The sequence below is a fragment of the Nonomuraea sp. NPDC050202 genome, assembly GCF_040656115.1.
GTDB lineage: Bacteria > Actinomycetota > Actinomycetes > Streptosporangiales > Streptosporangiaceae > Nonomuraea.
In genome coordinates, this window is record NZ_JBFALF010000021.1 from 86,008 (window position 1) to 112,448 (window position 26,441).

A 26,441-nucleotide genomic window follows, 5' to 3' on the forward strand; every position below is an offset into this window, starting at 1 on the left:
TGGAAAGGGTAAGGTTCGCCATGCTCGACGACGTCCAAACCACATCGCCGTGGGCACGACGGGCGTGCCGGCCACTGATGTGTTCAGTGCCATCGCCGCAACCCCGCGCTGTCGCGACCCTCAGGATGCGCAACGGCTCATGACGGGCGGGTGGGGGCGGTTCACGCTGCATGGGCGTCCTCGCCGAGATCGAGGTTGACCTCCATGTCGTCCAGCGGCGCGTTGAGGTCGTAGATGGGGCCAGACCAAGTACGAGAGAAAGGACGGTGGAGTGCTGAGGCACTGCTCAGAGGGTTCGTTCGCCGGGCGATGCAACTCTCCGAATAGGTATGGTTGCGGTTCGATGAACACGATCGTTCGGCAGGGTTGATCGCCGCTCCGGTTTCGGCGTCTGGACGCCGGGATCGAGGCGAGGGACGGCCTTGGGATGACGTGGATCGAGCGGACCGCCTACCCGCAGTTCAAGCGGCTGACGTCGGCGCGGGTGCTGCACGTGTTCTTCACGCCGGCGCCGGAGGCGGTGGCCTGGGCCGAACAGCGCACCGGCAGCCCGGAGTCGGGTTTCGCGCTGGTGCTGGCGTTACAACGACCCCGAAGAGCCGTTCGAATCGCTGCTCAAAGAGGTCGACTTCACCGATGTCGAGCTGGCCGCGTGATCTGCGAGGCGTTGGTGCCGTTGGCGAACGTGCTGGCGGGGCGTCTGCGCGGAGCCGGTTCAGCAGTCCCGGTAGCATGCGGTCATGACCGAGATGCTGACGCTGACGCCCGATGATGCGTTGGCGATGCTGCTGGAGGGCAACCAGCGGTTCGTCGCCGGCGCGCCGGAGCATCCCAACCAGGACGCCGCCCGCCGCGCCGAGACCGCGCCGGCGCAGCGCCCGTTCGCAGTGCTGTTCGGGTGCTCCGATTCCCGGCTGGCCGCCGAGATCATCTTCGATCGGGGGCTGGGTGATCTGTTCGTGGTCCGCACGGCCGGGCACGTGGCCGGCACCGAGGTGCTGGGCAGCATCGAGTTCGGGGTGAGCGTGCTGGGCTGCCCGCTGGTGGTGGTCTTGGGCCATGAGTCGTGCGGGGCGATCGCGGCGGCGTGCGCCGCCGCCGACGGCGGCAGCACTCCGGCCGGGTTCGTGCGTGACGTGGTCGAGCGGGTGATGCCGAGCGTGCTGGCGGCCCGCGCCGCCGGACACGATCAGGGCGAGCAGATCCTGGCCGAGCACATCCGGCACAGCGCCGAATTGCTGCTGGAGCGCTCCCGGGTCCTGGCGGAGCGGGTGGCCGATGGCCGCCTGGCGGTGGTGGGCCTGTCGTATCGGCTGGCCGACGGCAGCGCCCGGCTGGTGGCCGCGCATGGCCTGAGCGGGGCTGCCGTCCCAGCACACGCCTGAAGACGGTGCATACCCGCCGCTGGGCCGCCTGCCTCGCCGTAGGGGGCGACCTCGTCCTGCGCGGGAGGGGGCGGCAGAGAGAAACAGTGGGAGGATTTCGAGGGTGACAGCAAGACCTGGTGACATCGACAGCGCGGCCATCCACAACGCGGCCGGGGTGCTGCGCGGTGGAGGCCTGGTGGCGTTTCCGACCGAGACCGTCTACGGCCTGGGCGCCAACGCCGCCGACGGCGCCGCCGTCACGCGCGTCTTCCAGGCCAAGGGGCGCCCGCCCTCCCACCCGCTGATCGTCCACCTCGCCGACGCGGAGCAACTGGACGACTGGGCCGAGGACGTGCCCGCCACCGCGCGTCTGCTGGCCGAGCGCTTCTGGCCCGGGCCGCTGACGCTGGTGCTGCGGCGCGGCCGCCGGGTGCCGCTGGAGACGACCGGCGGCCTGCAGACGGTGGCCGTGCGCGTGCCCGCCCATCCCGTCGCGCTCGCGCTGCTGTCGGCCTTCGGCGGCGGCATCGCGGCCCCGTCGGCCAACCGCTTCGGCTCGGTCAGCCCCACCACGGCCGGCCACGTCCGCGCCGAACTCGGTGACGCCGTCGACGTCGTGCTGGACGGCGGCCCGTGCCAGGTCGGCGTCGAGTCCACCATTGTCGATGCCACGGGCGAGGCGCTGAGCATCCTGCGGCCCGGCGGAGTGACGCGCGAAGACCTTCAAGCGGCGCTGGGCCGCACGCTGGCGGTCCCCGCCACGAGTACGGTCCGGGTGCCCGGCCAGCATCCCTCGCACTACGCGCCGCGAGCCCGGGTCGTCCTGATCGATCCCGAGCAGGTGATCGCCGAAGCGCAACGCGCGCAGGAGTCCGGCCACCAGGTGGGCGTCCTGCTTCCTGCCGGCTTCGCCGACGCCGAGGTGAAGGCGCACGCCGTGGTGGCGGTCCCGGCGTCGATGCCCGCCTACGCGCGCGAGCTGTATGCCTTCCTGCGCGAGCTCGACGAGCGAGGCTGCGACCTCATCGTGGCGTCTCTGCCGCAGGAGGTAGGGCTGGGCCTGGCGATCGCCAACCGGCTGCGCCGCGCCGCAGGACCACGGCCCGCCGCCTGATCGGCCCAGGGCCAGGGGGCAGTTCCCGGTCCCGCGTCTCGCCGGAGCACGCTCGGCCCAGGACACGTCCACCGCCTGCGCCGGAGCCATCCCGCCTCAGCGCATGGTGATGACCAGCTTGCCCATGGTGCGGCCCGTCTCCCCAGAACATGGGCCCGGGCGCCTTCGGCGAGGGGAAGGTGGCGGAGACGTGGGCGCGGAGCCTGCCCCGGTCGACGAGGTCGGCGATGGCACGCATCCCGGCCTGGTCGTGCTGAACGATCAGGGTAACGGCGCGGACCTGTGCCTTCTCGGCCGCGGCTCGGGTGTCCTCGGCGCCCGGCACCAGGGAGATGAGGACGCCGCCGGGGCGGAGCACGCCCACGGAACGGGTGGCGGTCTCCCCGCCGAGGGCGTCGAGGACGACGTCGTAGCGGACCCACGCCTGGCAGCACACCCTCCACCGCATCGCCCGCTGCTACGAGCGCCGCGCCATGGTGATCGACGCCTTCTTCGACCTCGCCGACGCGATCATCACCGTGCGCAGCCTGATACGACGGGCATGGACAACCCACCGCTGGGACGATCGCCCGACCCACCGACCATGACCGCACGCGCATCCTCTCGACTTCTTGAATGACCTCTACGACGGAAACTCCCAGAGGTGGACTGAGTCGCAGTGGGCGCTGCTGATGATCACGGGGCGGCTGTCGAGATCGGCCACCCGCAGCCCGAGCACTTCGCTGTTGTGCCCCTGGAGCGGCTGGCCCAGCAACCGGCGCTCGGCCAGGTCCCACACGCAGATGGTGCCGTCCCGCGCTCCGGTGACGGCGAACGGACGACCGTGCACGGTGCCCCCGGTCAAGCAGCTGATCTCGTCGCCGGGCACGGTGAGGGGTTCGCCCCACTCGTTGGATTCGAGGTCCCCCAGCACGAGGCTCTGCCCGCCCGCTGCGATGACCCGTATGCGGCCGTCCACCGGGGCCAGGGCGAACTCGGTGGGCGTCTGGTCAAGGTCGTCGAATCGGGCGAGGTGCCGCTCTTCCTCGATGTCCCACACGAGCACGCCACCGTGCCGACCACCGGACACCACGACCGGCCGACCCGCCAACAGTCCCGCCGCGGCGGCGCTGCTGGCGCGCGACCGGCATTCCAGCTCCTCAATCTGCACGAGAGAGTCGTAAGGCGAGGGCTGCTCCGGCTCTGTCACCGAATCGTCCACGTCGTCAAGGCCGCCATCGTCGTCATGCCAGTCCTCCGGCTCGGCAACGGACGGGTCCCACAACTGCACGCCCCACCTGCCCGTGAACCCCACGAGCAATCTCGAGCGATCACCGAAGTCGGCTCTGACAACCGAGCCCGGGCCGCCCTCCTGTGCGCTCAGCCGCACCTTGCCCGTCTCCAGGTCCCACATGGCGAAGTCCTGGTGGTCACCTCCGCCGCCAATCACGATCCGGCCGTCCACCACCGCGGCACCGAGCGAAGTTAGCTCCGTGTAGGGGAAGTCCTCGTCCGGGACGTCGAGCTCGTACTGTGTCCAGCGGTCGCCGGCCGGATCCCAGGTGCACGCAAGCCGGTCTCGGTCGGGGCTGCCGACGAGGATCAGCCGACCATCGAGGCTGACCAGGTCGAAATCCACAATGTGGCCGCAGGACGGAGCCGAACTGGAGATCAAGCGAGAGTGAACTGTCATACCGACACCTTGCCAGCCCCCCAGACACTCGGTGAACCGACGGTCTGCTGCTCAGCACACCGGTCCGGGCGCCGGCCAGCCGCCTGTTCGCGCAATCTCCTAGCCGCCCCCCAGAGCCCCGCTTGGCGCGATGGCTGTTCCGATGCGGTTGACATGCGGAATCGTGCTGCTCAGAGGCTCGTCGAAGCCGTTCGGCCGCAACAGTTCGATCTTGAGCCTGGCCCGCGCTGAAGGGTGAGTTCTACTTTCTGGGCCCATGCCCGGCGCTGCCCCCGGCTGACAGTTTTCGTATGTGTCGTACGGCGATGAGCGGCACCGTCACGCCGATCAGGTTGCAGTACGCCACCGCGGCGTAGAAGCCGTCCGCGCTGCCGACGGCGTGTGCCGCCGCCGCGCTGACCGCGACGATCAGGCCGAAGTAGATCGCGTTGAGATGGCCTGGAAGCCGCCGCCGGTCTCCTCCATGACGGTCAGCGAGGCGAGCACGGGCCCCTGGACGGCGTAGGTGAGGGCCACGGCGCCGAGGTAACTACCGGTGGCCGCGGCCACCCCGGCGTCGCCGCCCATCAGCGGCGCCAGCGGCTCATGCAGTGACCACACCAGCGCCGCGATCACCACGTAGGTCACGACGGTGACCTCGATGCCACCGCGCATCGATGCACGCATCCGCCGCCATTCGCCCGCGCCGCGTTGCTGGTTGATGATGATCGCCGTGGCTGTACCCAGGACCATGCCCGGCAGCAGCACGACGTTCTGCAGGGTGGAAGCGACCGTGAACCCGGCCACGGCGTTCTCCCCGTAGTTCCCGAGGACGCCGATGACCGCGAGGTTGTACGCCGAGAGCACGAAAAAGGACATGGCGATGGGCACACCGATGCGGCGCAGGTCGGTGAACACCTCGCGCCGCCAAATCCGGACGGCCGGCGGATGCCACAGCTCGGTGCGGCGCAGCAGCACCAGGCCCATGGTCAGGCCGGTCAGACCCGCTGCCGCCTCGGCGATGGGCACCGCCGCGATCCCGAGGTCCGCACCGAGCCCGAGGCCGGCCACGAGGCCGATCCTCACGCTCGCCGCACAGATGACCAGGACGGTGGCCTGCCGCACGTACCCATAGCCGCGCAGGCTGGACGCGCACAGCTCCTCCCCGACGGCCAGCAGACTGGCGGCGCTGGTCCAGCGCAGGAAGGAGCCGAACGTGTCCCGCAGCCCGGCGTCCACATGAAGGAGGCCAGGAAGAAGGGGAGCCGCGACCGCGAGGACCAGGAACAGGGCCGCGCCGAGCCCGAGCCATACCCTGGCCAGGCTCGCGGCGTTCGACATGATGTCCTGGGGGCGCCCGGCCCCCTTGCTGATCGCGGCGGCGACCTGGTTGCAGACCGCGAAGCCCACACTCAGGGCGAGGACGATGAGGCTGACAGGCTGATACAGGGCACGCACATAAATGGCCTCTCCCCCCATCCGCCCCAGAATAGCGATGATTCCGAGCTGGGCGGCGAAATTGAGGGACCCGGCCACGAGAAGAGGGACTGCGAGGCCGGAGATGCTCCGCCATACCCTCTTCCTTTTGTGCGCGGCCAAGGAAATTATGCGAGCCTCCGGGGACGCATCGGCTTGGGCGCGAATTGGCCTGGGGGAAGGTGGCTACAACCCATCGCGCCCGGCACTGTACCTCTCGACCAGCACCTGCCCGTCCCGCATCACCGCGAGCCCGTGCAGGTTCGGCGCCTTACCCGAACGCAGGACCTCATCGACCCGCTCTGCCATTCCCACGATGCACCTCCTGAAGTCGGCACCTCCTGAATACGACCTCACACCGTGTGAGACACAAGCCGCCCCAAGAAAGTCGTGCACTCTCGTCGCACGGCGTAAATTCTCCTGGCGATTTCGCAAGGGCGCCGCCGAGCTGTCGCCGGGCGAGCCGCAAGCGCAAGCGCGCTGCGATCGCCTCCTTCGCCAAGTGGGCCGTCCGCCACGATCTCCTGGACGCCAACCCGATGGACCGCATCGACGCCGCCAAAGAGCCCAAGAGCCTGCCCCGCCCGGCGGCGGCCGCCGATGTGGCCAACGTGCTGGTGGTGATCAGCCGGTGGTGCTCCCGGCGGTCTTCAGGAGGTTTCGCCAGGCCCTCACGACGTTTCGTCCTGCTCGTTCTCGGGGACGAGGCGAGCGTGGTGGGCGAGCAGGCCCGCCTGGGTGCGGTTGGCCAGGCCGAGTTTGTCGAGCATCCGGGAGACATAGCTCTTGACCGTGGTCTCCGAGAGGAACAACCGCGCCGCGATCTCACTGTTGGTCAGCCCTTCGCCGAGGCAGCCGAGCACGTCGCGCTCGCGTTCGCTCAGCGTGTCAGCCTTCTCCTGCGCGGCTCTGGTGTGATCGTCGGTCCTGGCAGAGCGTGAGACGAGGTGGCGGGCGGCGGCCGGGGACAGCACGGTGTGCCCCTGGGCCGCCACCTTGACGAGGTCGAGCAGGTCCTCCGGCGGGGTCGACTTGACCAGGAAGCCGCTTGCCCCGGCCGCCAGCGCCCGCAGTACGTGGGTGTCGGAGTCGAACGTGGTCAGGGCGACCACCGCCGGCGGCGTGTTCATCCTGGCGATCTCGGCCGTTGCGGTGATCCCGTCCACGCCAGGCATCCTGATGTCCATAAGCACCACGTCAGGAGAGGTACGCAGGACGGCTTCCACCGCCTCGGCGCCGTCCTCGGCCTCCGCGACGACCTCCACCTCCCCGCCTGCGGCCAGAATCGTGCGCAGATGACGGCGGACCATGGGGTCGTCGTCGGCCACGAGCACTCTGATCATCCGGTCTCCCGCAGTTCGTTGTGCTGAGGGGCCCCGCCAGTGGGGACGCAGGCGGGCAGGGCAGCCGACACTCGGAAGCCGCCGCAGGGCGCCGGGCTCGCCTCGAAGGAGCCGCCGAGCAGGGAGACACGTCGCCGCAGCCCGTCCAGACCCATCCCGGAGCCGCTCGCCGCCAGGGCGGTGTCGCCGGGCAGCGAGGGCGGGGCGTTGGTCACGGTCACCGTCATGGCGCCGTGGTCGTAGGCCAGCTCGACGTCCACGCGGGCTCCCGGCGCGTGTTTCATGGCGTTGGTGAGCGCCTCCTGGAGCACTCGGTACGCGGCCCGGGCAATGGCCGGGGTCACCGCTCTCGGCTCGCCGGTGACGTGCAGGGTGGTCGGGTTGCCCGCCGAGACGGCCGCGTTCACCAGGGAGCTCATGTCGGCCGGGGGGAGCATGGCGGGCGGCGGCTCGCTCGGCTCGTGGTCGTCGCCGCGGCGCAGGATGCCGATCAGGTCGCGCAGTTCGGTCAGGGCATGCGAGCCGGCGCTGCGGATCTGCTCGGCGGCGGCCTGGGCGGCCCGGTCTGTCGTGGACACCTTCAGCGCGCCGGCGGCCAGCACGATCTCGGTGATGTGGTGGGTGACGATGTCGTGCATTTCGCCGGCCAGCCGCTGCCGCTCCGCCGCCTTGGCCCGCTCGGCCAGCAGGTGCCGCTCGCGTTCGGCGCTCTCGGCCCGTTCGTGGAGGGATCTCACCAGCTCGCGGCGTGCTCGCACGTACAGGCCGAGCACGGCGGGCAGGACGACGGCGGTGATCCCTGCATACACGGTCTCCCAGGACGGGATCCACGGGCGGGTGACGGCCGCCGCCAGGACCGCCACGTACCCCAGCACCTCGCGGCGCGGCAGCTTGTGGGCCAGGCTCCACATGATCACTGGCGTGCACAAGGGCGCGGTGACCGGCGTCACCGGATCCACCGGGGTGAACATCCCCGCAACCAGCGTGTCGCCCACAGCCGCCACGACCGTCGCGGCGGTCGTGACCACGGCGACCGCTCGGGGGAAGCGGCCGAGAGCCGGCAGGCAGGCGTCCACGACCAGGCTCAGCACCAGCCCGGCGGCCGGGCCGAGCGGGCCGCCGGTGCGCTGCACGTTGAGGTAGATCGCGACGTCGAGGAGCACGAAGGCGGCCATGGCGACGGCCAGGAAGACAAACGTCCTCCTGGCCTCGCTTTGCTGCGGTGTCGTGGTGGTCACGGTCAGTTGAAGTGGTCGCAGGCGGGCGCCGGCGTCGTGGCGGTGCTGCCCGGCCGCTCGGTGACCAGGCGAGCCACCCGCCCGCTGCCCGCCTTCGGAGCCCAGCGCGGCCACGGCTTGCCGCCCACCGACGGCGTGCCGCTCCGCGCGAACGACGTCCAGGCGGCCACCATATCCCGGGCCACGGACTGCTGGAGCGCGGTGAGCGGGACGCGCTTGCCGTCCAGGCTGATCGGCTTGTCCTTCACGTCGAACAGATACAGCAGTTCAGAGGCGTGCCCGGCGCCGGCGGGGAATCCGGGCAAGGAGGGGATGAACGGCGGGACGGTGTCGTCGCCGAACACGTAGGCGTACACGGGCACGCGGCGGGCCAGGGCGTCGCGGTCCTCGGCATGGGGGCATGCGAAGACGGCATCGGTGTAGGGGGCGGCCCAGGCCTCGCTCGCGGTCGCGTAGTCCTCGCGGGAGTAGCGGCGGGCGATGTCGTCGGCCCTGCTCCCGAAACCCTCGCGCACAAGAGCGGGCAGGTTCTCGTCGGTGATCGGGCTGCCGGCCAGGCCGAGCGTCGCAGCGAACAGCAGAGCCTCCTTGCTCGTGTGCCCGGACAACACCGGCACCCGGGCGAAGTCACCCGCGCGCAGTGCCCGCTCGGGGGAGGCGGGCAGGGCACGGCCGCCGTACGCCGCCGCCTGGAACAGCCCGGTCTGCGACAGCAGTTCCTTGACCGGCTTGCCGCGCAGACACGCGAGGGTCTGAGCGGTGTCCCGCCCGGCAGGGCAGCCGAGTCGCGTCGCGGCAGTCCGCGTGGCGGCGCGGCTCTCCTTCATCGAGCGCCAGAACGGCAACCGCGGCGCTCCACCCATCGGCAGCAGGACCGTCCCGCAACTGCCGCTCTGAATGATCGCCTTGGCGAACAGGCCCCTGCTGCCCGGAGCGGTGAGATGACCGCAGGTGGCGATGCCGCCGCCCGACTCGCCGAACAGCGTCACGTTGCCCGCGTCGCCGCCGAACGCCGCCGCGTTGCGCTGTACCCAGCGCAACGCCGCCTGCTGGTCCTGCAACCCGAACGTGCCCCCGCCGGCCATCCCCGGCAGTGCCAAGTATCCGAGGACGCCCAGCCGGAATTCCACCGTGACCACCACGACGTCCCCCTGCGCGGCCAGGCGGCGCGGATCGTAGTCGGCGCCCCTGCCCGCGACGAACCCGCCGCCGTGCAGCCACACCATCACCGGCTTGCGCTTCGCGCCCTCCTTCGGGACCGTGACGTCGAGCGTCAGGCAGTCCTCGGCGTCGCTGCGCTCCTTCGGATTGCCGTTGTCCTGCGGGCAGGCCGGGCCGGAGGCCGTCGCGGGCACGACGCCCCGCCACCTCGCCATCGGCTGCGGTGGCCGCCAGCGCAACTGGCCGACCGGCGGGCGCGCGTAGCGGATGCCGCGATACCTCAGCACATCTCCGTCGTCCACCCCTCGGACCATCCCGCTGTCCAGCGCGACCTCCGGGCCCGGAACCGTCGCCGGCTCCTGCCGGGCCTGCGCCGCGCCGCATCCCTGGACGAGCAGCGCCATCGCGCTCAGGCAGGCCGTACGTCTGGCGATCACGTGTCGTAGCGAACTCATGTCTGGCACGTTAGGTACGGCCCTCCCTCTGCCGGTACGGCCGGAGGTTGCGGTTCACCGACCGATGGTTGTCTCCCGCACGACTGGTGTGACGTAACCCCCGGCCGGGGCTAACGGAATCCCATGTACCACGTCCAGCCGTCCCACCCATACCTCGATGCCGAAGGCCCTCGACGGCGACCCTGCCCCGCACCATCTCTGGGCGTGGGCCGCGGCGCGCCATAACGGGCGCTCAGCTGGCGCATCCAGCCTTGCACGTCTGCATGTACATGCCTATGTACGTTTGGCTGTACGCCGACACCGGCCCCCGCGCCTCCGTGGCATGACCTCGACCGGTTACCGCGATCACGTTTCTTGACGGGAGAGCAGGGCGTTCGTTGGATTGCCGTTGCGAGTCGCCGTTGTCTGCGTGAGGGCCAAGGCTGAGGGGCCATGAGCGTGGACGAGGCAGACGGGTTGGCCGAGCGGTTCACCGCCTCGATCGGGCTGGACGAGGACTTCATCGTCGCCCGCGTCGTCGGCGAGCTCGACTACACCTCCGCCGGGCTGCTGCACCAGCACGATCGCTGCGAGCCTCAGCCTGCCGTACTCGACGCCGCAGCATAACCCCGAAGGATTTACGGCGGCGACCACTTGGCCGTGCGGGCTCCACCTCGACATCGAGGGTGTGCCCGGCCCGGAGCACGTACCCTGGATCGACCCCGACCCATCCGGCCTGGCGAACGGCCCGGTGTCAGCGGCGTCACCGATCAGAAATCCTCCGCCACGCCGTCAGTTCTGTTAGCCCTCTCGCACCGGTGGAAGGATTGATGACCATGACCGACGCCAGACTGCTGGGCGCCGACGAGGCCACGTTCATCGCGGCGGTCCGCTCAGGCGACACGGCGCGGTTCGCATTCATCACGGAGCGCCACCGGCGTGAGCTGCAGGTGCACTGCTACCGGATGCTCGCCAACTACGAGGACGCCCAGGACATGACGCAGGAGACGTTCCTGCGGGCGTGGAACAAGCGGGAGTCGTTCAAGGGGCACGCTGCGCTGCGGACCTGGCTGTACCGGATCGCGACGAACGCCTGCCTCGACTTCCTGGAGAAGCGCAACGACCGCACACCCGTGCCTGCCGGGCTGCCGGGCGGGGGCTCGGAAGTGCACTACCTGCAGCCCTACCCGGACCGGATGCTCCCGGAGGATCCGCAGGAATCGGTGGTGGCGCGGGAGACGATCGAGCTGGCGTTCATCGTCGCCGTGCAGCATCTGCCGCCGCGACAGCGGGCGGTGTTCATCCTGCGCGACGTCCTCGGCTGGCCGGCGTCGAAGGTCGCCAGCGCCCTCGAACTGACCGTCGCGTCGGTGACCAGCGCGCTGCAGCGGGCGCGCGTGACGATGCGCGAGCAGCTGCCCGACCGCCGCCTCGACTGGCGGAGCCCTGCCACGCACGAGCTGTCGGATGACGAGCGCGGCGTGGTGAGGTCGTACATGGACGCCCATGAGCGCAACGACCTGGACGGGCTGATGGCCCTGCTGCGCGACGACCTGCGTTTCACGATGCTGCCCGAGCCGGGGACCTTGACCATGACGGCCAAGGACGCGGTGGACGGCTGGGTCTCCGGTGGGCTCTTCCAGCGCGGCCGCGACGACTGGCGCTGCATCGCCACGACGGTCAACCGCATGCCTGCCGCCGCGCTGTACCTCCGCGGCCCCGGCGACCCGGAATACCGTTTGTTCACCATCGCGGTCCTGCACATCGTCGACGGGAAGATCACCGAGCTCACCGGATTCGACGCCACCGACAAACCATGGCTGAGCCTGCCCGCGAAGCTGTGATCAGACAAGTCCGCATCGTCGACGAGTCCAGCGCACGGGCAGGCGTCACCGTTGGTTTCATCCTCAGCGAGTCAGTCAACAGCTCACTCGAAACGCTCGCCGAGGGTCACGGTGAGCACGCCAGGAAGGATTTCGACCTGGCGTGACGAGCCGAGCATGTGGCCCGTGCTCATCGCCTCCTCTCGTATCGGGTCATCATCACGCCGCCGGGAAAGGTCCGCGTCTCGACCAGGTTCAGGTTCACCCAGCTGTCCAGCGCGGTGAAGAACGGCGTGCCGCCGCCCACCAGGACCGGATGGGTGACGATCGCGTACTCGTCGATCAGCCCGGCCCGCATGGCCGCCCCGGCGAGCGTCGCGCCGCCGATGTCCATCGGGCCGCCGTCCTCGGCCTTGAGCCGGGTGATCTCGGCGACCGCGTCGCCGGTGATCAGGCGGGTGTTCCAGTCGACCTTGTCGATCGTCGATGAGAACACCACCTTCGGCATGTCCCGCCACAGGCGCGCGAACTCGATCTCCGCCTGGGTAGCGTTGGGCTGCTGGTCGCCGGTCGGCCAGTGGGAACTCATCGCTTCCCACAGCTTGCGCCCGTACAGCGACAGCTCGCTCGCCCGCATCTGTTCGTACCACCACTGGAACAGCTCGGCGCTCGACGATGAGTCCGGTCCGTCCCCTCCGCTCCAGCCGAGGTCGTCGCCGGGCGCGGCGATGTAGCCGTCCAGGGTCATGTTCATGCCGAAGATCAGTTTCCGCATCGTGCCAGCCTCCTGTGAGTCGATCTCACTCGTACAGACGGTCGCGGCGCGGCAACCTAATCGGTGCGCGATCTGCGTCCGCAGAGCGCTGCCGACTGTGCCGCGGCGCCCGCCATCACCGAGACCGGATCGCCGGGCAGGTAGTCGAGGATGAAGAACGCGATCGTGTATGCCGCCCACAACACGCCGGCGGCCTGCGCCAGGCGGGTGATCAGGTACTTGCGCATCAGCTCTTCCAGGCGTCGTGGAGCTGGATGTCAAGCCGCTGGAGGGCCAGGCGTCCGCCTGGGAATGCGGCCGGCACGGCGGCCGTCCCATATGTTCGACGACGACATGATCGCCTACGCCCGGTCGCTGCGTGCCCGGGGCGTGGCGGTGCCCGACATCGCCCGCAAGCTCGTCATCCCCAAGGGCAAGAACAAGGGTCTGTATCCCTCGGTGGCCAGCGTTTACCGGGTCCTGGCCGACGACGGCGGAGTTGCCGCGGCTACCTGAGCGCGACGCGGGCGCGGGACCTCGCGTGCTCGCCACGCCCACTTCTCACGCCGCGTCTCCCTCAGGGCCGGGGACGGTGCGGGTGAGCCGGACCATGGCCCGATACAGGGCGGTGGGCGCGGGGGCCGGTGCCATCGGGGGCAGGTCGGTGCCGGGGGTGGCCCAGGCGCGCAGCATCTGGCCGACCAGGCGGCGCCAGGTATCAGGTGCGGCGTCGGTGGTGGCGGCGATGACGCCGGCGTTGGCCATGAGCAGGATGACCATGTCCTGGTCGGTGAAGTCGTCGCGCAGGTGGCCGGTGGCTTTGGCGCGGGCGATGAGGTCGAGGAAGCCCTTGTAAGCCTCGTCCCGGCGGGCCTCCAGGGCTTTGGCGGCGGGGAAGGTCATGGCCAGCACGTCGGCGAAGGCTCGGTCGGCGGCCTGCATGGCACACACGGCCTGGACGTAGCCGACGAAGCCGTGCCAAGGGTCGGGGTCGGCCAGGGCCTGGGCGGTGGCGGCGGCGCGGGCGACGCAGGCCATGGAGACGCCGAGGCCGTGGCTGGCGAACAGGCGGCGGGCAGCGGCCAGGATGCGTTCGCGGTTGCGTTCGGCGTCGGCGCGCAGCCCCGGTCCGGGCTGCTCGCCCGAAGGCTCGGGGGCGTCGGCGGGAAGCGGCCGGCCAGACTTCCCGGCTCGGACAAGCCGGCATGTGCCCCTGACACGTCGCAGATGGAGGTGCTTGCGGGGCCGAGCGTAGAAGGGGCGTCAATATTCGGGCATCAGCCGTATGAATGCCGTCAAGAACGGCCAAACCGTCCAAATCTCACGGTTCGCTGGTTCCGGGGCCGCCCAGTAGGGGCGGCAGAACACCCTGTCCAGATTGAGGAGTGGGGATGACCGACGTCATCTTCGTCGCCCTGACGATCGCGATCTTCGTCGTCCTGGGGCTGGTCGTGAAGGCGGTGGAGCGGCTGTGAGTGCCGTGAACGCCGTGGGTCTTGTCGTGGTCGTAGGCCTGGTGATCTTCGTGGTCGCGGCCCTGCTGTTCCCGGAGCGTTTCTGATGCCATCGACCATGGCGGGGATCCTGTTCATCGGGTCCCTCCTTCTCGCCCTGGCCATCTGTTACAAGCCGCTGGGCGACTACATGTTCCGCGTCTACACCGGAACCAGGCACAACTCCGTGGAGCGGGTTACCTACCGGTTGCTCGGCGTCAACGCCGACAGCGAGCAGCGCTGGGGCGTCTACGCGCGCGGCGTGCTGGCGTTCTCGATGCTGTCGATCCTGTTCCTGTACGGACTGCAGCGGCTGCAGGACCATCTGTTCCTGTCGCTGGGGATGGAGCCCGTGGAGCCGTCGCTGGCCTGGAACACCGCGGTCAGCTTCGTCACCAACACCAACTGGCAGGCCTACTCGGGTGAGGCCACGATGGGCCACGTGGTGCAGACCGCGGGTCTGGCGGTGCAGAACTTCGTCTCGGCCGCGGTCGGTATGGCGGTCGCCATAGCCCTGGTACGCGGCTTCGCCCGAAGCAAGACCGACACGCTCGGCAACTTCTGGGTGGACCTGGTCCGCGGCACCCTGCGCATCCTGCTGCCGATCGCGTTCGTGGCGGCGCTGCTGCTGGTGGCCGGGGGCGCGATCCAGACGTTCGCCGACCACAGCACGTGGACGACCCTGACCGGCGGCGGGCAGACGTTCACCCCGGCCGCGGCAGCCTCCCAGGAGGCGATCAAGGACCTGGGCACGAACGGCGGTGGCATCTTCAACGTCAACTCGGCCCATCCGTTCGAGAACCCCACGTCGTGGACGAACTGGCTGACGATCTTCCTGCTGACGGTGATCGCGTCCTGCCTGCCGCGTACGTTCGGCCGGATGGTCGGTGACAACCGGCAGGGCTACGCGATCGTCAGCGTGATGGCCATCATCGCGATCATCAGCGTCGGCGTCACCCAGTGGGCGGAGCTGGGCACGAGCGGCACGGTGCCGCAGGCGATCGGGCAGGCGATGGAGGGCCGGGAGAGCCGCTTCGGCGTCTCGAACTCGGGCGTGTTCGCCACCGCCACCACGCTGACCAGCACGGGCTCGGTGAACTCCTTCCACGACTCCTACACCGCGATCGGCGGCGGCATGCTGATCTTCAACATGCTGCTCGGCGAGGTCGCCCCCGGCGGCGTAGGCGCGGGCCTGTACGGCATGCTCGTCCTCGCCGTGATCACGGTGTTCGTGGCGGGCCTGATGGTCGGCCGCACCCCGGAGTACCTGGGCAAGAAGATCGGCGCCCGCGAGATCAAGCTCGCCTCGCTGTACTTCCTCATCACCCCGACGCTGGTGCTGCTCGGCACGGCGGTGGCGATGGCCACCGAGACCGGCCGCTCGGCGATGCTGAACTCCGGCCCGCACGGCCTGTCGGAGATCCTGTACGCCTACACCAGCGCCTCCAACAACAACGGCTCCGCGTTCGCCGGCGTGAGCGTGAACACCACCTTCCACAACACCACGCTCGGCCTGTGCATGGCCCTGGGCCGGTTCCTGCCGATCGTGCTGGTGCTGGCCCTGGCCGGGTCGCTGGCCCGGCAGGCGCCGGTGCCCGCCTCGGCCGGCACGCTGCCGACGTACCGGCCGCAGTTCGTCGGCATGGTCGTCGGCGTGACGATCATCCTGGTCGCTCTGACGTTCCTCCCCGCCCTGGCGCTCGGCCCGCTCGCAGAAGGACTGCTGTAGACATGTCGACCCCTGTGCTCGAGAAGCCGGCACCCAAGCAGAACGGCCGGGTCGGCGGCGGCCTGCTCGACCCGAAGCAGATGATCAGGTCGCTGCCGGACGCGCTGCGCAAGCTCGACCCGCGCGCCATGTGGCGCAATCCGGTGATGTTCATCGTCGAGATCGGCGCCGTCTTCACCACCGTGCTGGCCGTCTTCCAGCCGTCGTTCTTCGCCTGGGCCATCGTGGTGTGGCTGTGGCTCACCACGATCTTCGCCAACCTGGCCGAGGCCGTCGCCGAAGGACGCGGCAAGGCGCAGGCCGCCACGCTGCGGGCCGCCAAGCGCGACACGACCGCCCGCCGCCTCAAGAGCCGCGAAGCGACGGAGTGGGACGTGGTCGGGGCGCCCGAGCTGAAGCAGGGCGACCTGGTGATCGTCGAGGCCGGGGAGATCATCCCCGGCGACGGCGACGTCATCGAGGGCATCGCCAGCGTGGACGAGTCCGCCATCACCGGCGAGTCCGCCCCGGTCATCCGGGAATCGGGTGGCGACCGCTCCGCCGTCACCGGCGGCACCAAGGTGCTGTCGGACAAGATCATCGTGCAGATCACCCAGAAGCCGGGCGAGAGTTTCGTGGACCGGATGATCGCCCTGGTGGAGGGTGCGAACCGGCAGAAGACGCCGAACGAGATCGCGCTGAACATCCTGCTCGCCGCGCTGACCATCATCTTCCTGGTGGCCACGGCGACGATGCAGCCGCTGGCGATCTTCTCCAAGTCGGTCAACCCTGGCGTGCCGGACTCGCCGGCGCTGACCTCCGACGGCGTCACCGGGATCGTGCTGGTGTCGCTGATCGTCTGCCTGATCCCCACCACGATCGGCGCGCTGCTGTCGGCCATCGGCATCGCCGGCATGGACCGCCTGGTGCAGCGCAACGTCCTGGCCATGTCCGGCCGCGCCGTGGAGGCGGCGGGCGATGTCTCGACGCTGCTGCTGGACAAGACCGGCACCATCACGTTGGGCAACCGGCAGGCCGGCGAGTTCGTCCCGGTGAAGGGGGTGAGCGAGCAGGAGCTCGCGGAGGCGGCGCAGCTGTCCAGCCTGGCCGACGAGACCCCCGAGGGCCGCTCGATCGTGGTCTTCGCCAAGCAGCGCTACGGGCTGCGCGAGCGGGAGATCCACGGCGCGCAATGGGTGCCGTTCACCGCGCAGACCCGCATGTCCGGCGTGAACTTCGAGGGCCGGGAGGTCCGCAAGGGTGCCGCCACTGCGGTCATGAAGTGGGTGCGCGACGCGGGCGGCCACCCCACCGACGACATCGGCCACCTCGTGGACGGCATCTCCGCCTCCGGCGGCACCCCGCTGGTCGTCGCCGAACGCGGCCGGGTCCTCGGCGTGATCCACCTCAAGGACGTGGTCAAGGAGGGCATGCGCGAGCGCTTCGACGAGATGCGCCGCATGGGCATCCGCACCGTCATGATCACCGGCGACAACCCGCTGACCGCCAAGGCCATCGCGGACGAGGCCGGCGTGGACGACTTCCTGGCCGAGGCCACCCCCGAGGACAAGCTCGCCCTGATCAGGAAGGAGCAGGCGGGCGGCCGGCTGGTCGCGATGACCGGCGACGGCACCAACGACGCCCCCGCCCTGGCCCAGTCGGACGTCGGCGTCGCCATGAACACCGGCACCTCCGCCGCCAAGGAGGCCGGGAACATGGTCGACCTCGACTCCAACCCGACCAAGCTCATCGAGATCGTCGAGATCGGCAAGCAGCTCCTCATCACCCGGGGCGCGCTGACCACGTTCTCCATCGCCAACGACATCGCCAAGTACTTCGCGATCATCCCGGCCATGTTCGCCGCGGTCTACCCGGGCCTGGACGCGCTCAACATCATGCGCCTGTCCAGCCCCCAGTCCGCGATCCTCGCCGCGGTCATCTTCAACGCGCTGGTCATCATCGCGCTGATCCCGCTGGCGCTCAGAGGGGTCAGGTACCGCCCGTCCAGCGCCTCCAAGCTGCTGTCGCGCAACCTGTACGTCTACGGCCTGGGCGGGATCATCGTCCCGTTCATCGGCATCAAGATCATCGATCTGCTGATTCAATTCCTTCCGGGGATGTCATAAATGGACCGCATGCCCAGCTGGATCCGCCAGCACCTCGCCGCGCTCCGCGCGCTGCTCGTGCTCACGGTGGTCACCGGCGTCATCTACCCGCTGGCCGCCACCGGCGTGGCCCAGGCCCTGTTCAACGACCACGCCAACGGCTCGATCATCGAGCAGGACGGCAAGGCCGTCGGCAGCTCATTGATCGGCCAGTCCTTCACCGACGCCGGCGGCAATCCCGTCCGCAAGTACTTCCAGTCCCGCCCGTCCGCGGCCGGCGACGGCTACGACCCGACCTCCACCTCGGCGAGCAACCTCGGCCCGGAGGACGTCATCGACACCCTGCCGGTGCCGGGCGCCAAGGACGAGGAGGGCAACCCGGACGAGGGCAAGCAGTCGCTGCTCACCCAGGTGTGCGCCCGCTCCAAGACGGCCGGCGAGCTGGAGGGCGTCAGCGGCGCCCGCCCGTACTGCACCGCCGACGGGGTCGGCGCGGTGCTGAAGGTCTTCCCCGGCCGCGCCGTCAGCGTCAACCAGGCCTGCCCCGCCACCCCGTTCATCCCCACCTACCAGGGCCTGAAGGTCGAGTGCGCGCAGCCGGGCGAGGACTACGCGGCCGGCCGCACCGTCCCCGTCCGCGGCGACGTGAGAACCGTGCAGGTGCCCGCCGACGCGGTGACGGCCAGCGGCTCCGGCCTGGACCCGCACATCTCCGTCGCCTACGCCGAGCTCCAGGCCCCCCGCGTCGCCAAGGAGCGCGGCCTGCCCCTTGACCGGGTACGGACGCTGATCGGCGAGCACACCACCGGCCGGGCGCTGGGCTTCATGGGCGAGCCCGCGGTCAACGTGCTCGAACTCAACCTCGCCCTCGACCGGGGCTGACGTGCGGGGGCGGCTACGCGTCTACCTCGGGGCGGCCCCCGGGGTCGGCAAGACCTACGCGATGCTCGGCGAGGGCCGCAGGGCCGTCGAGCGCGGCCGGGACGTGGTCGTGGGCTTCGTCGAGACCCACGGCCGCCCCCGCACCGCCGCCCTCCTGGAGGGCCTGGAGATCATCCCCCGCAAGACGATCGTCTACCGTGGCGCCACCTTCACCGAGCTCGACGTGGATGCGCTCATCGAGCGCGCGCCGAAGGTCGCACTGATCGACGAGCTGGCCCACACCAACGTGCCCGGCTCGAAGAACGCCAAGCGGTGGCAGGACATCGACGAGATCCTGGACGCCGGCATCGACGTCATCTCCACGGTCAACATCCAGCACCTGGAGTCCGTCAACGACGTCGTCGAACAGATCACCGGCATCCCGCAGCGCGAGACCGTCCCGGACGAGGTGGTGCGGCGGGCCACCCAGATCGAGCTGGTGGACATGTCTCCGGAGGCGCTGCGCCGCCGCATGGCCCACGGAAATGTCTACGCGCCGGAGAAGGTGGACGCGGCGCTGTCGAACTACTTCCGCGTCGGCAACCTGACCGCGCTGCGCGAGCTCGCGCTCCTGTGGGTGGCGGGCAAGGTGGACGAGCAGCTCGACCGCTACCGCAGCGACCACGGCATCGCGGGCACCTGGGAGGCGCGCGAACGCGTGGTCGTCGCGCTGACCGGCGGCCCGGAGGGCGACACGCTCGTCCGGCGGGCCGCCCGGATCGCTGCCCGCACCAAGGGCGCCGACCTCCTGGCCGTCCACGTGACCAGCGCCGACGGGCTGGCCGGCGGAGATCCGGCCAGCCTGGCCCGCCAGCGCACCCTGGTCGAGAGCATGGGCGGCACCTACCACCAGGTCGTCGGCGACGACATCCCCCGCGCGCTGCTCGACTTCGCCCGCGGCGTCAACGGCACCCAGCTCGTCCTCGGCGCCTCCCGGCGCGGCCGGTTCGCCCAGGTTCTCTCCCGTGGTGTCGGAGTGGAGACCACTGCCCGGTCCGGCCCCATCGACGTGCACCTGGTCACCCATGAGGAGGCCAAGCAGGGGCGCAGGCGGCCCGAACGCGCCCGGGCCGCGCTGAACAGGAAGCGCCGGCTGTCCGGCTGGGCGGTCGCGGTGGCGGGCATGCCGTTGCTGACCGTCGCTCTGCTGCCGTTCCGCGAGGTGATCTCGCTGCCCAGCGAGATCCTGCTGTTCCTCTGCCTGGTCGTCGGGGTCGCGCTGATCGGCGGCATGTGGCCGGCGATCTTCGCGGCGGTGGGTGGCTCGCTCCTGCTCAACTGGTTCTTCACCCCGCCCGTCGGCCGGCTCACCATCGCCGACCCGGAGAATTTCCTCGCGCTGGTGGTGTTCGTGCTCGTCGCGGCCGCGGTCAGCACGATCGTCGACCTGGCCGCCCGGCGTACCAGAGAGGCAGCGCGAGCCCGTGCCGAGGCCGAGGCGCTGTCCACGCTGGCCGGGCACGTGCTGCGCGGCGAGGCCGCCCTGCCCTCCCTGCTGGGACGGCTGCGCGAGACGTTCGGCCTGGACTCGGTCACCCTGCTCGAACGCATCGCCGAGCCCACCCCGGACGACCAGGCCGAACCCGGAGCCTGGCGCATCATCGCCACCTCCGGCGCCGCGCCCTGCACCGCCCCCGCGGTGGCCGACACCGACGTCCAGATCAACGACCGTCTCGTGCTGGCCGCCCGCGGCCGGCTGCTGGACGCCGGCGACCGGCGCGTACTGGAGGCCTTCGCCGCCGAGGCCGCCGTCGCCCTGCGCCAGGAACGGCTGCAGCAGGAGGCGGAACAGGCCAGGCCGCTGGCCGAAGCCGACAAGATGCGCACCGCGCTGCTCGCCGCCGTCAGCCACGACCTGCGCACCCCGCTGTCGGCCGCCAAGGCCGCCGTCGAGAGCCTGCGCAGCCACGACGTCGACTGGACGCCGGAGGATCGCGACGAACTGCTGGCCACCGCTGACGAGTCGCTCGACCGGCTGGACCGGCTGGTGGAGAACCTGCTCGACATGAGCCGCCTGCAGGCCGGCGTGCTCGGCCTCTCCCTGCAACCCGTCGCCCTGGAGGACGTCATCCCCCGTGCCGTCGACGACCTCGGCCCGATGCGCGACCGCGTCGAAGGCAACGTGCCCTTCGGCCTCCCCGAGATCCAGGCCGACCCGGCCCTTCTGGAACGCGTGCTGGTCAATCTCATGGCCAACGCCGTGCGCCACAGCCCGCCCGGCCACGATGTGCTGATCACCGGCAGCCGGCACGACGACGAGGTGGAGATTCGCATCATCGACCGCGGCCCCGGCATCCCGCCTGAGGAGCACGAGCGGGTCTTCCTGCCCTTCCAGCGGCTCGGCGACCGCGACAACGGCACTGGCGTCGGGCTCGGCCTCGCGCTGTCGCGCGGGCTGACCGAAGCCATGGGCGGCACGCTGGAACCCGAAGAGACTCCCGGAGGAGGCCTCACCATGACCATCCGGATGCCGATCTCTTCCAAGAGGTGACCTCATGACCAAGAACCTCGTCGTCGACGACGAGCCGTAGATCCTGCGCGCCCTGCGCATCAACCTGTCCGCCCGCCAGTACGAGGTCGCCGTGGCCGCTGATGGCTCCTCGGCGTGGAGCAGATCGCCCACGCCCCCACGGCCCTGGGCGCGCTCATGGCCACCGCAGCCGCCGGCACGGTGTACGGCAGATGCACCCGATGAACGACGAACAAGGGGTGTCCGCCCTGGCCCAGATCTCCCGGATCTGGAGCTCGACGAGCAGGGGCGCAACGCCTCCAGATCGGTCGTGTCCGCCGCCGCGAGCCCGTCGATCCGCTACTCCCACGTCGGCGTCGGCCTGGGGTTGGCACTGTCGCGCGGCCTCGCCGAAGCCATGGGAGGAGCCCCGATCCCGACACGAGACCGCGCCCCAGGCGGCGGTCCGCAGGGTGAGCTGGTCCTGATCGGTAAGGGTGATGGCCATGATGGGGTGTGCTCCCTCGAATCTGAGATCCAAGTGAACGCACCAGCTGACCCGTTCATGCATCCACCATCGCCGACCGCCCTCTCAATTCGTACGCGTCATTGAGACCGGCGGCAGGCCATCGTCAGCGGTGCGGCGACGTGCGGACGGGCAGCCCGGTCAGCGCCCGCTTGAGACCCGGCTGCCAGCCGACCTCCCCTGCCAGGGTGAGCTTCGGGAACCGATCGAGAAGGCTGGTGAGCGCGATCTGCGTCTCGGCGCGGGCCAGCGCGGCGCCCAGGCAGTAGTGGATGCCGTGCCCGAAGCCGAGGTGCGCGTTGTCGGGACGGTGCAGGTCGAGCAGGTCGGGCCGGTCGAAGCGGCGCGGGTCGCGGTTCGCCGCCGCGTACACGACCTGGACGGCGTCCCCCGCCGGGATGCTGACACCGCCGAGCTCCACCGGTGCCAGGGTGTAGCGCAGGACGGCGATCTCGGCGGGCCCGCTGTAGCGCAGGAGCTCCTCCACCGCCGCCGCGATGTCGACGAGATCGAGGGAACGGGTGAGCAGCAGCCAGACGCTCTGGCTGATGAGGCCGACGGTGGTCTCGTGTCCGGCGATCAGGATGCTGATGGACATCGAGATCAGCTCCTCGTCGCTGAGCCGGTCCCCGTCGTCCTCCCGCACCTTGGCCAGCCCGGACAGCAGGTCGTCGCCCGGGGTGGCCCGCTTGACGGCGATCAGGTCGCGCATGTAGCCGACCAGCCCTCTGGCTCCGGCGGCGAGCCGGTCCAGATCGGGTGCGCCGAGGTCGGCAGCCCAGCCGCGCCAGGTGTCCCGATCCTGTGCGGGGACGCCGAGCAGCTCGCAGATGACCTGGATCGGCAGCGGGTAGGCGTACCGCTCGATCAGGTCGAACTCCTCGGGCAGGCCGGACAGCAGCTCATCGGCGATCTCCTGGATGCGCGGGCGCAGCCCCTCGACCCTGCGGGCGGTGAACTCGCGGGAGACGAGCCGGCGCAACCGGGTGTGGTCCGGCGGGTCATAGGCGCCGAGCGTGCGCATCAGGTAGGGCACCACGTCCTCGGGCAGTCCGGCCGCCGCCGCCACGTCGATCTTGGCCTGCTTGGTGACGTCGCTGCTGAAGCGCGGATCGGTCAGCACCGTGACGCTCTCCGGATAGCCGGTGACCAGCCAGATGGGGGTGCCGTCCACATAGGTGCCACGACTGACCGGGCCCTGCTTGGCCAGGCCGGCGAGGAAGGCGTCACGGTCGGGGGCGGTCAGCAGGCCGGCGATGTTGGTCATGTTCACTCCGATGTGGGAAGGACGACGGCCGGGGGGCCGTACGGGGTCGTGGTGGACGAGACGTGTCCGGCGATGCTCATGCCAGCGCCTCCAGGATCTTGACGGCGCGGCGTGCTCCGTCCTCGGCCCGGATGAGATGCCCCAGGCGTCCGGCGCTCTCCTCCAGGTCCAGGGCCTGGCGGAGAGCGGCGGCGAGCCCTTCGGCGGTGAGACGCCGCTGGGGTTGCGGCGGCGGGGCGGCGCCGGCCGCGTGCATGCGGGCGGCCCAGAACGGCTGGTCGGCCTCGGCCACCACCCGCCCCACCCGCTCGGGGTCGTTGCCCGCCATGCTGCCGAACCCGATGTAGACCGGCCTGTCCCCCGCCGCCAGGAACGAGGCCAGCTCCGGCGAGGGCGTCCACCCGGGCGGGGCGGGCAGGGACCAGAAGCCGGTGGTGTGCACCCACGGCGGGTAGTCGAGCCCGTCCGGCAGCACGTGCGCGCTGAAGCCCTGCAGTACGGTGGCCGGGCCGCCGTCCGGGCGGCGCAGGAAGTCGTGCCGCCCGCGCCGCCGGGGCAGTTTCAGCCGCTCGGCGCGCAGCCGGTCGGCGATGCCGCCGAAGGAGCGCAGCATCAGCTTGATCGCCAGGTACGAGGCCCAGCCACTCGGCGAAGTGGTGCGCGGGGATGCCGGGCGCGTGCACCACGAGATCCGCGCCCGCCTGCGCCACACCCGCCATGTCGTCGAAGACCTTGGCCATGAGCGGCTTGCTGCGGCGCATCTCCTCCAGGGCGACCTTCTTGCCGCGTAACCCCCGATAGTTGCTCTCGATCGCCTCACGGATCTCGGGGTCGTCGATCAGCTTGTTCGTCCCGTCGTCCACGGGGGCGAACGTGATCCCGTGCGGCTCGGCGAGGGCGGCCATCGCCGCCGGAGCGACCAGCACCGCCTCGTGCCCGGCCTGCTTCAGCGCGAGCGCCAGCCCGGCATAGGGTTGAACGTCGCCGCGCGTTCCGTGGGTGAGGATGAGGACCTTCATCGTGGCCTGCGTTCCTTCTTGACCGCGTCCCACGCCGCCAGGGCGCGGTCGTCGGCGAACACGCCGTGGGTGAAGATCTCGAGGGCGGCCCTGGAGTACTGCAGGGTGGCGTCGGTGTCGTGCAGGTCGGGCACGCCCAGCACCCTGGACAGGTGCTCACCGAAGGCCAGCGGCGCCAGCAGCCAGGTCACGTAGATCGCCGCCCGCGCACGCGGATCCTCGCTGGACTGGGCCCACCCCTCCTGTACGCCCTGCTCCAGCCACCGCCCGGTGGTCTCGACGATCTCGTCGAACAGGGCGGCGGCCTCCGGGGTGCCGTCGAGGAAGGCCCGCGCCAGGTAGCGGCGCACTCCGGCGCCCGCCTCCAGCAGGGCGCCCAGCCCGGCCGCGTCGTCGAGCGCGTCGATGCCGGGCCCGCCTCGCACCAGCGAGATCACGTACGCGTCGCACTCCTTGCGCAGCCCCTCCTTGCTGCCGAAATGGTGCAGCACCAGAGCATGGGAGACCCCGGCACGGGTGGCGACCGCCCGCAGGCTGACCCTGCCCACACCCTCGGCGCCGAACAGCTCCAGGGCCGCGTTCCTGATCCGGGCACGTGCCGTGAGATCGGCGTCATCGCTTGACCGCATGCTCAGGATGCTAACCATTTGGTCAGCCCTGTGGCAAGAACAGAGCCGTAGTGAACACGGGCCGCATCAGGACAGGCTGCCGGTCGGGCCGGAGATCGCGGCCCGGCTGGTGGTCACGGTGCCGCTGACGCTGCTGTCGTTCACACTCGCCGTGGTGGTGGCCGTGCCCGTCGGGTTCGTGGCCGCGTGGCGGTCCGGCCGATGGTACGGGTCGGCGCTGAACGGGCTGTCCCAGCTCGGCATCGCGGTCCCGGTGTTCTGGATCGGGCTGCTGCTGGTGACCGTGTTCGCGCTGCGGCTGCGGGTGCTGCCGGCGGGCGGGTTCCCGCGTGACGACTGGGCCGACCCGGCCAGGGCGCTGACCTCGCTGACGCTGCCGGTGGTGACGGTCGCGCTGGTCATGTCGGCCTCGCTCATCCGGTACGTGCGCTCGGCCACACTGGACGTGCTGGGCAGCGACTACCTGCGGACCGCGCGGGCCCTCGGCTCGTCGTTCGCCGGGGCCATGTGGCGGCACGGGCTGCGCAACGCCGCCGTTCCGGTCATCTCGATCCTCGGCGTCGAACTGGCCACGACGTTCCTGGGCGCGGTGGTGGTGGAGAGCGTGTTCACCTTGCCGGGGCTCGGCACGATGCTGGTCGAGGGCATCGCCGAGCACGACTATCCGGTCATCCAGGGCGTGCTGGTGGTCAGCACGTTCACGGTGCTGGTGATCGGGTTCGCGGCGGACCTCGTGCAGCGGCTGGTCGATCCGCGCCTGCGGGCGCACGTCGGCGGGGGGCGGCCGTGAAGGGACGGCTCACGTTCGTGATCGGCTGCGTGCTGGTGGGGGCGGTGCTCGTGGTGGCCGCCGTGTCGCTGGTGTGGCCGCCGTACGATCCGGCCGACACCACGGGCGGCCGGCTCGTACCCCCGGGCGGCGCGCACCTGCTGGGCACTGACAAGCTGGGCCGCGGACTGGACAGGCGCTCCGCACTGCTCATCGCGTTGAGCGTCTTCGTGGCCGGCAACGCCATCACGGCCCTGGGCACCAGCTACGAGGTCGTGATGATCGCCCGCATCGTCACCGCGATCGGGGCCGGGATCATCACCTCCGCCGCATCCAGCACCGCGGCGGCCATCGCACCCCCAGACCGCCGGGGCAGGGCACTCGCCTTCGTCCTGGGCGGCCTCACGTTGGCGACGGCGTTGGGCCTTCCCCTCGGCACCCTGATCGGCCGCACCGACTGGCACATCACTCTGTGGGCCGTCGCCGGGATCGGTCTCGCGGCGGCCCTCGGAATCGTCATCGGCCTACCCAGCGTGAAGCTCCCCGCCGCCTCGTTGAACGACCGGCTGCGCCCGCTCAAGCAGGGCCGGGTCCTCGGGCTTCTGGCTGTCACCACGCTGGTCTTCCTCGGGGTCTACATCCTCTACACCTACATCGGCCCGGCCCTCCAGGGGGCGACCGGCGGCTCCGAGTCGCTGCTCACGGTCATTCTGCTGGCCTGGGGAATCGGCACGCTGGCAGGAAATATTATCGCCGGACGGCTGGTCGACCTGCACAACCCCGCGCATGTGCTGACCGGGACCCTCCTCATCGCCGCCGTTACCCTGGCCCTCACCCCCGCGGCGACCGCCGCCCTGGTGTGGGCAGCGATCTGGGGTGCGACCGTGGGCGTCATCGCCGTACCCCAGCAGCACCGGCTCATCGCCCTCAGCCCGGCAGCGGCCCCGTTCTGCTCGGCCTCAACTCCTCGGCCATCTACCTCGGTGTCGCCCTCGGCGGCGGGCTCGGTGGACTGGCGCAGGAGTGGCTCGCCCTCGCGCCCGCCATGCTGGGGCTGCCCGCCGCCGGCATCACCATCCTGGCCCTGCTCTACCACCTGACCACCGCACGCCGCCACACACCCGCGGCGCCCCTGCCGACCCCGTCCACCCCGGACAGAGCCAGGACATAACGCCCTGCGGAGTGGCCGCATGC

Annotated in this window: 26 protein-coding genes and 2 pseudogenes; 14 read left to right on the plus strand and 14 right to left on the minus strand. The window is 70.6% G+C overall.

Annotation, left to right across the window (positions count from 1 at the left end; genetic code table 11):
- The first annotated feature begins 740 nt into the window (after positions 1–740).
- Positions 741–1,385, plus strand: a complete 645-nt coding sequence (locus tag AB0I79_RS40125) for a carbonic anhydrase (RefSeq protein ID WP_357884987.1) — start codon at positions 741–743, stop codon at positions 1,383–1,385.
- A 103-nt stretch (positions 1,386–1,488) separates the two neighbouring features.
- Entirely contained in the window at positions 1,489–2,481 is a 993-nt protein-coding gene (locus tag AB0I79_RS40130; RefSeq protein WP_357884989.1) for an L-threonylcarbamoyladenylate synthase, read from the plus strand.
- On the opposite strand, the gene AB0I79_RS40135 is transcribed toward AB0I79_RS40130, so the two are convergent.
- The gene (locus AB0I79_RS40135) at positions 2,390–2,929 is read right to left on the minus strand and encodes a zinc-binding dehydrogenase (protein ID WP_357884991.1); all 540 of its coding nucleotides are present in this window, start codon (positions 2,927–2,929) and stop codon (positions 2,390–2,392) included. The two genes, AB0I79_RS40130 and AB0I79_RS40135, sit on opposite strands and share 92 nt — an antisense overlap.
- Between AB0I79_RS40135 and AB0I79_RS40140 the strand changes: the two are divergent.
- A pseudogene (locus tag AB0I79_RS40140) lies at positions 2,895–3,068 on the plus strand (IS5/IS1182 family transposase); the annotation flags it as partial. The gene AB0I79_RS40135 and the pseudogene AB0I79_RS40140 sit on opposite strands and share 35 nt — an antisense overlap.
- A 35-nt stretch (positions 3,069–3,103) precedes the next feature.
- On the opposite strand, the gene AB0I79_RS40145 reads toward AB0I79_RS40140, so the two are convergent.
- From AB0I79_RS40145 to AB0I79_RS40170, 6 genes are all read right to left on the minus strand, one after another.
- On the minus strand, positions 3,104–4,099 hold the full coding sequence (locus AB0I79_RS40145) for a WD40 repeat domain-containing protein (protein WP_357884993.1): 996 nt from the start codon (positions 4,097–4,099) through the stop codon (positions 3,104–3,106).
- 462 nt (positions 4,100–4,561) lie between these two features.
- Entirely contained in the window at positions 4,562–5,668 is a 1,107-nt protein-coding gene (locus AB0I79_RS40150) for an MATE family efflux transporter (RefSeq protein WP_357884995.1), read from the minus strand.
- 126 nt (positions 5,669–5,794) lie between these two features.
- On the minus strand, positions 5,795–5,923 hold the full coding sequence (locus AB0I79_RS40155; RefSeq protein ID WP_357884997.1) for a hypothetical protein: 129 nt from the start codon (positions 5,921–5,923) through the stop codon (positions 5,795–5,797).
- A gap of 356 nt (positions 5,924–6,279) precedes the next feature.
- On the minus strand, positions 6,280–6,951 hold the full coding sequence (locus AB0I79_RS40160) for a response regulator transcription factor (protein ID WP_357884999.1): 672 nt from the start codon (positions 6,949–6,951) through the stop codon (positions 6,280–6,282).
- The gene (locus AB0I79_RS40165) at positions 6,948–8,189 is read right to left on the minus strand and encodes a histidine kinase (protein WP_357885001.1); all 1,242 of its coding nucleotides are present in this window, start codon (positions 8,187–8,189) and stop codon (positions 6,948–6,950) included. Before AB0I79_RS40165 ends, AB0I79_RS40160 begins: the two co-directional genes overlap by 4 nt.
- Positions 8,190–8,191: 2 nt before the next feature.
- Positions 8,192–9,805 carry a carboxylesterase family protein gene (locus tag AB0I79_RS40170; protein ID WP_357885003.1) on the minus strand — a complete coding sequence of 538 codons (1,614 nt, stop codon included), beginning with the start codon at positions 9,803–9,805 and terminating at the stop codon, positions 8,192–8,194.
- A 438-nt stretch (positions 9,806–10,243) separates the two neighbouring features.
- Here AB0I79_RS40170 and AB0I79_RS40175 point away from each other — a divergent pair, with 438 nt between their 5' ends.
- Positions 10,244–10,411, plus strand: a complete 168-nt coding sequence (locus AB0I79_RS40175) for a hypothetical protein (protein ID WP_357885005.1) — start codon at positions 10,244–10,246, stop codon at positions 10,409–10,411.
- A gap of 209 nt (positions 10,412–10,620) precedes the next feature.
- Positions 10,621–11,628: an RNA polymerase subunit sigma-70 gene (locus tag AB0I79_RS40180; RefSeq protein WP_357885007.1), complete on the plus strand. Its 1,008-nt coding sequence runs from the start codon at positions 10,621–10,623 to the stop codon at positions 11,626–11,628.
- A gap of 169 nt (positions 11,629–11,797) precedes the next feature.
- Here the strand turns inward: AB0I79_RS40180 and AB0I79_RS40185 are convergent, their stop codons facing one another.
- A complete protein-coding gene (locus tag AB0I79_RS40185) occupies positions 11,798–12,382 on the minus strand; it encodes a dihydrofolate reductase family protein (protein ID WP_357885009.1) in 585 nt (194 codons plus the stop codon).
- Positions 12,383–12,438: 56 nt separating this feature from the next.
- Positions 12,439–12,609 (minus strand): hypothetical protein, encoded by a 171-nt coding sequence (locus tag AB0I79_RS40190; protein WP_357885011.1) that lies wholly within the window; start codon positions 12,607–12,609, stop codon positions 12,439–12,441.
- 91 nt (positions 12,610–12,700) lie between these two features.
- Between AB0I79_RS40190 and AB0I79_RS40195 the strand changes: the two genes are divergently transcribed.
- The gene (locus tag AB0I79_RS40195; RefSeq protein WP_357885013.1) at positions 12,701–12,877 is read left to right on the plus strand and encodes a hypothetical protein; all 177 of its coding nucleotides are present in this window, start codon (positions 12,701–12,703) and stop codon (positions 12,875–12,877) included.
- Between the two features lie 45 nt (positions 12,878–12,922).
- On the opposite strand, the gene AB0I79_RS40200 is transcribed toward AB0I79_RS40195, so the two are convergent.
- Positions 12,923–13,399 (minus strand): hypothetical protein, encoded by a 477-nt coding sequence (locus tag AB0I79_RS40200; RefSeq protein ID WP_357885015.1) that lies wholly within the window; start codon positions 13,397–13,399, stop codon positions 12,923–12,925.
- A gap of 433 nt (positions 13,400–13,832) precedes the next feature.
- Between AB0I79_RS40200 and kdpF the strand changes: the two genes are divergently transcribed.
- The 5 genes from kdpF to AB0I79_RS40225 are packed head-to-tail and all read left to right on the plus strand — an operon-like array spanning position 13,833 to position 21,079.
- Positions 13,833–13,922 (plus strand): K(+)-transporting ATPase subunit F, encoded by a 90-nt coding sequence (gene kdpF / locus AB0I79_RS40205; RefSeq protein WP_148433700.1) that lies wholly within the window; start codon positions 13,833–13,835, stop codon positions 13,920–13,922.
- Entirely contained in the window at positions 13,922–15,583 is a 1,662-nt protein-coding gene (kdpA, locus tag AB0I79_RS40210; RefSeq protein WP_357885017.1) for a potassium-transporting ATPase subunit KdpA, read from the plus strand. Before kdpF ends, kdpA begins: the two co-directional genes overlap by 1 nt.
- 2 nt (positions 15,584–15,585) lie before the next feature.
- Entirely contained in the window at positions 15,586–17,688 is a 2,103-nt protein-coding gene (kdpB, locus tag AB0I79_RS40215) for a potassium-transporting ATPase subunit KdpB (RefSeq protein ID WP_357885020.1), read from the plus strand.
- Complete coding sequence (locus tag AB0I79_RS40220) at positions 17,689–18,549, plus strand: potassium-transporting ATPase subunit C (protein ID WP_357885022.1); 861 nt, start codon at positions 17,689–17,691, stop codon at positions 18,547–18,549.
- A gap of 1 nt (position 18,550) precedes the next feature.
- On the plus strand, positions 18,551–21,079 hold the full coding sequence (locus AB0I79_RS40225; RefSeq protein ID WP_357885024.1) for a DUF4118 domain-containing protein: 2,529 nt from the start codon (positions 18,551–18,553) through the stop codon (positions 21,077–21,079).
- Positions 21,080–21,669: 590 nt separating this feature from the next.
- On the opposite strand, the gene AB0I79_RS40230 is transcribed toward AB0I79_RS40225, so the two are convergent.
- Together AB0I79_RS40230 and AB0I79_RS40235 are read right to left on the minus strand one after the other, a co-directional pair.
- Positions 21,670–22,830 (minus strand): cytochrome P450, encoded by a 1,161-nt coding sequence (locus AB0I79_RS40230; protein WP_357885026.1) that lies wholly within the window; start codon positions 22,828–22,830, stop codon positions 21,670–21,672.
- A 76-nt stretch (positions 22,831–22,906) separates the two neighbouring features.
- On the minus strand, positions 22,907–23,443 hold the full coding sequence (locus tag AB0I79_RS40235) for a hypothetical protein (protein ID WP_357885206.1): 537 nt from the start codon (positions 23,441–23,443) through the stop codon (positions 22,907–22,909).
- 4 nt (positions 23,444–23,447) lie between these two features.
- On the opposite strand from AB0I79_RS40235, the gene AB0I79_RS40240 reads away from it, so the two are divergent.
- Positions 23,448–23,621, plus strand: coding sequence for a hypothetical protein (locus AB0I79_RS40240; RefSeq protein ID WP_357885208.1), 174 nt, complete (start codon positions 23,448–23,450; stop codon positions 23,619–23,621).
- 69 nt (positions 23,622–23,690) lie between these two features.
- Here AB0I79_RS40240 and AB0I79_RS40245 read toward each other — a convergent pair.
- Positions 23,691–23,849 (minus strand): annotated as a pseudogene (locus AB0I79_RS40245) (glycosyltransferase); the annotation flags it as partial.
- Positions 23,846–24,478, minus strand: coding sequence for a TetR family transcriptional regulator (locus AB0I79_RS40250; protein WP_357885028.1), 633 nt, complete (start codon positions 24,476–24,478; stop codon positions 23,846–23,848). The gene AB0I79_RS40250 and the pseudogene AB0I79_RS40245, both read right to left, overlap by 4 nt.
- Here AB0I79_RS40250 and AB0I79_RS40255 point away from each other — a divergent pair.
- On the plus strand, positions 24,477–25,268 hold the full coding sequence (locus AB0I79_RS40255) for an ABC transporter permease (protein WP_357885030.1): 792 nt from the start codon (positions 24,477–24,479) through the stop codon (positions 25,266–25,268). The two genes, AB0I79_RS40250 and AB0I79_RS40255, sit on opposite strands and share 2 nt — an antisense overlap.
- On the plus strand, positions 25,265–26,347 hold the full coding sequence (locus AB0I79_RS40260; protein WP_357885032.1) for an MFS transporter: 1,083 nt from the start codon (positions 25,265–25,267) through the stop codon (positions 26,345–26,347). Before AB0I79_RS40255 ends, AB0I79_RS40260 begins: the two co-directional genes overlap by 4 nt.
- Positions 26,348–26,441 lie beyond the last annotated feature (94 nt).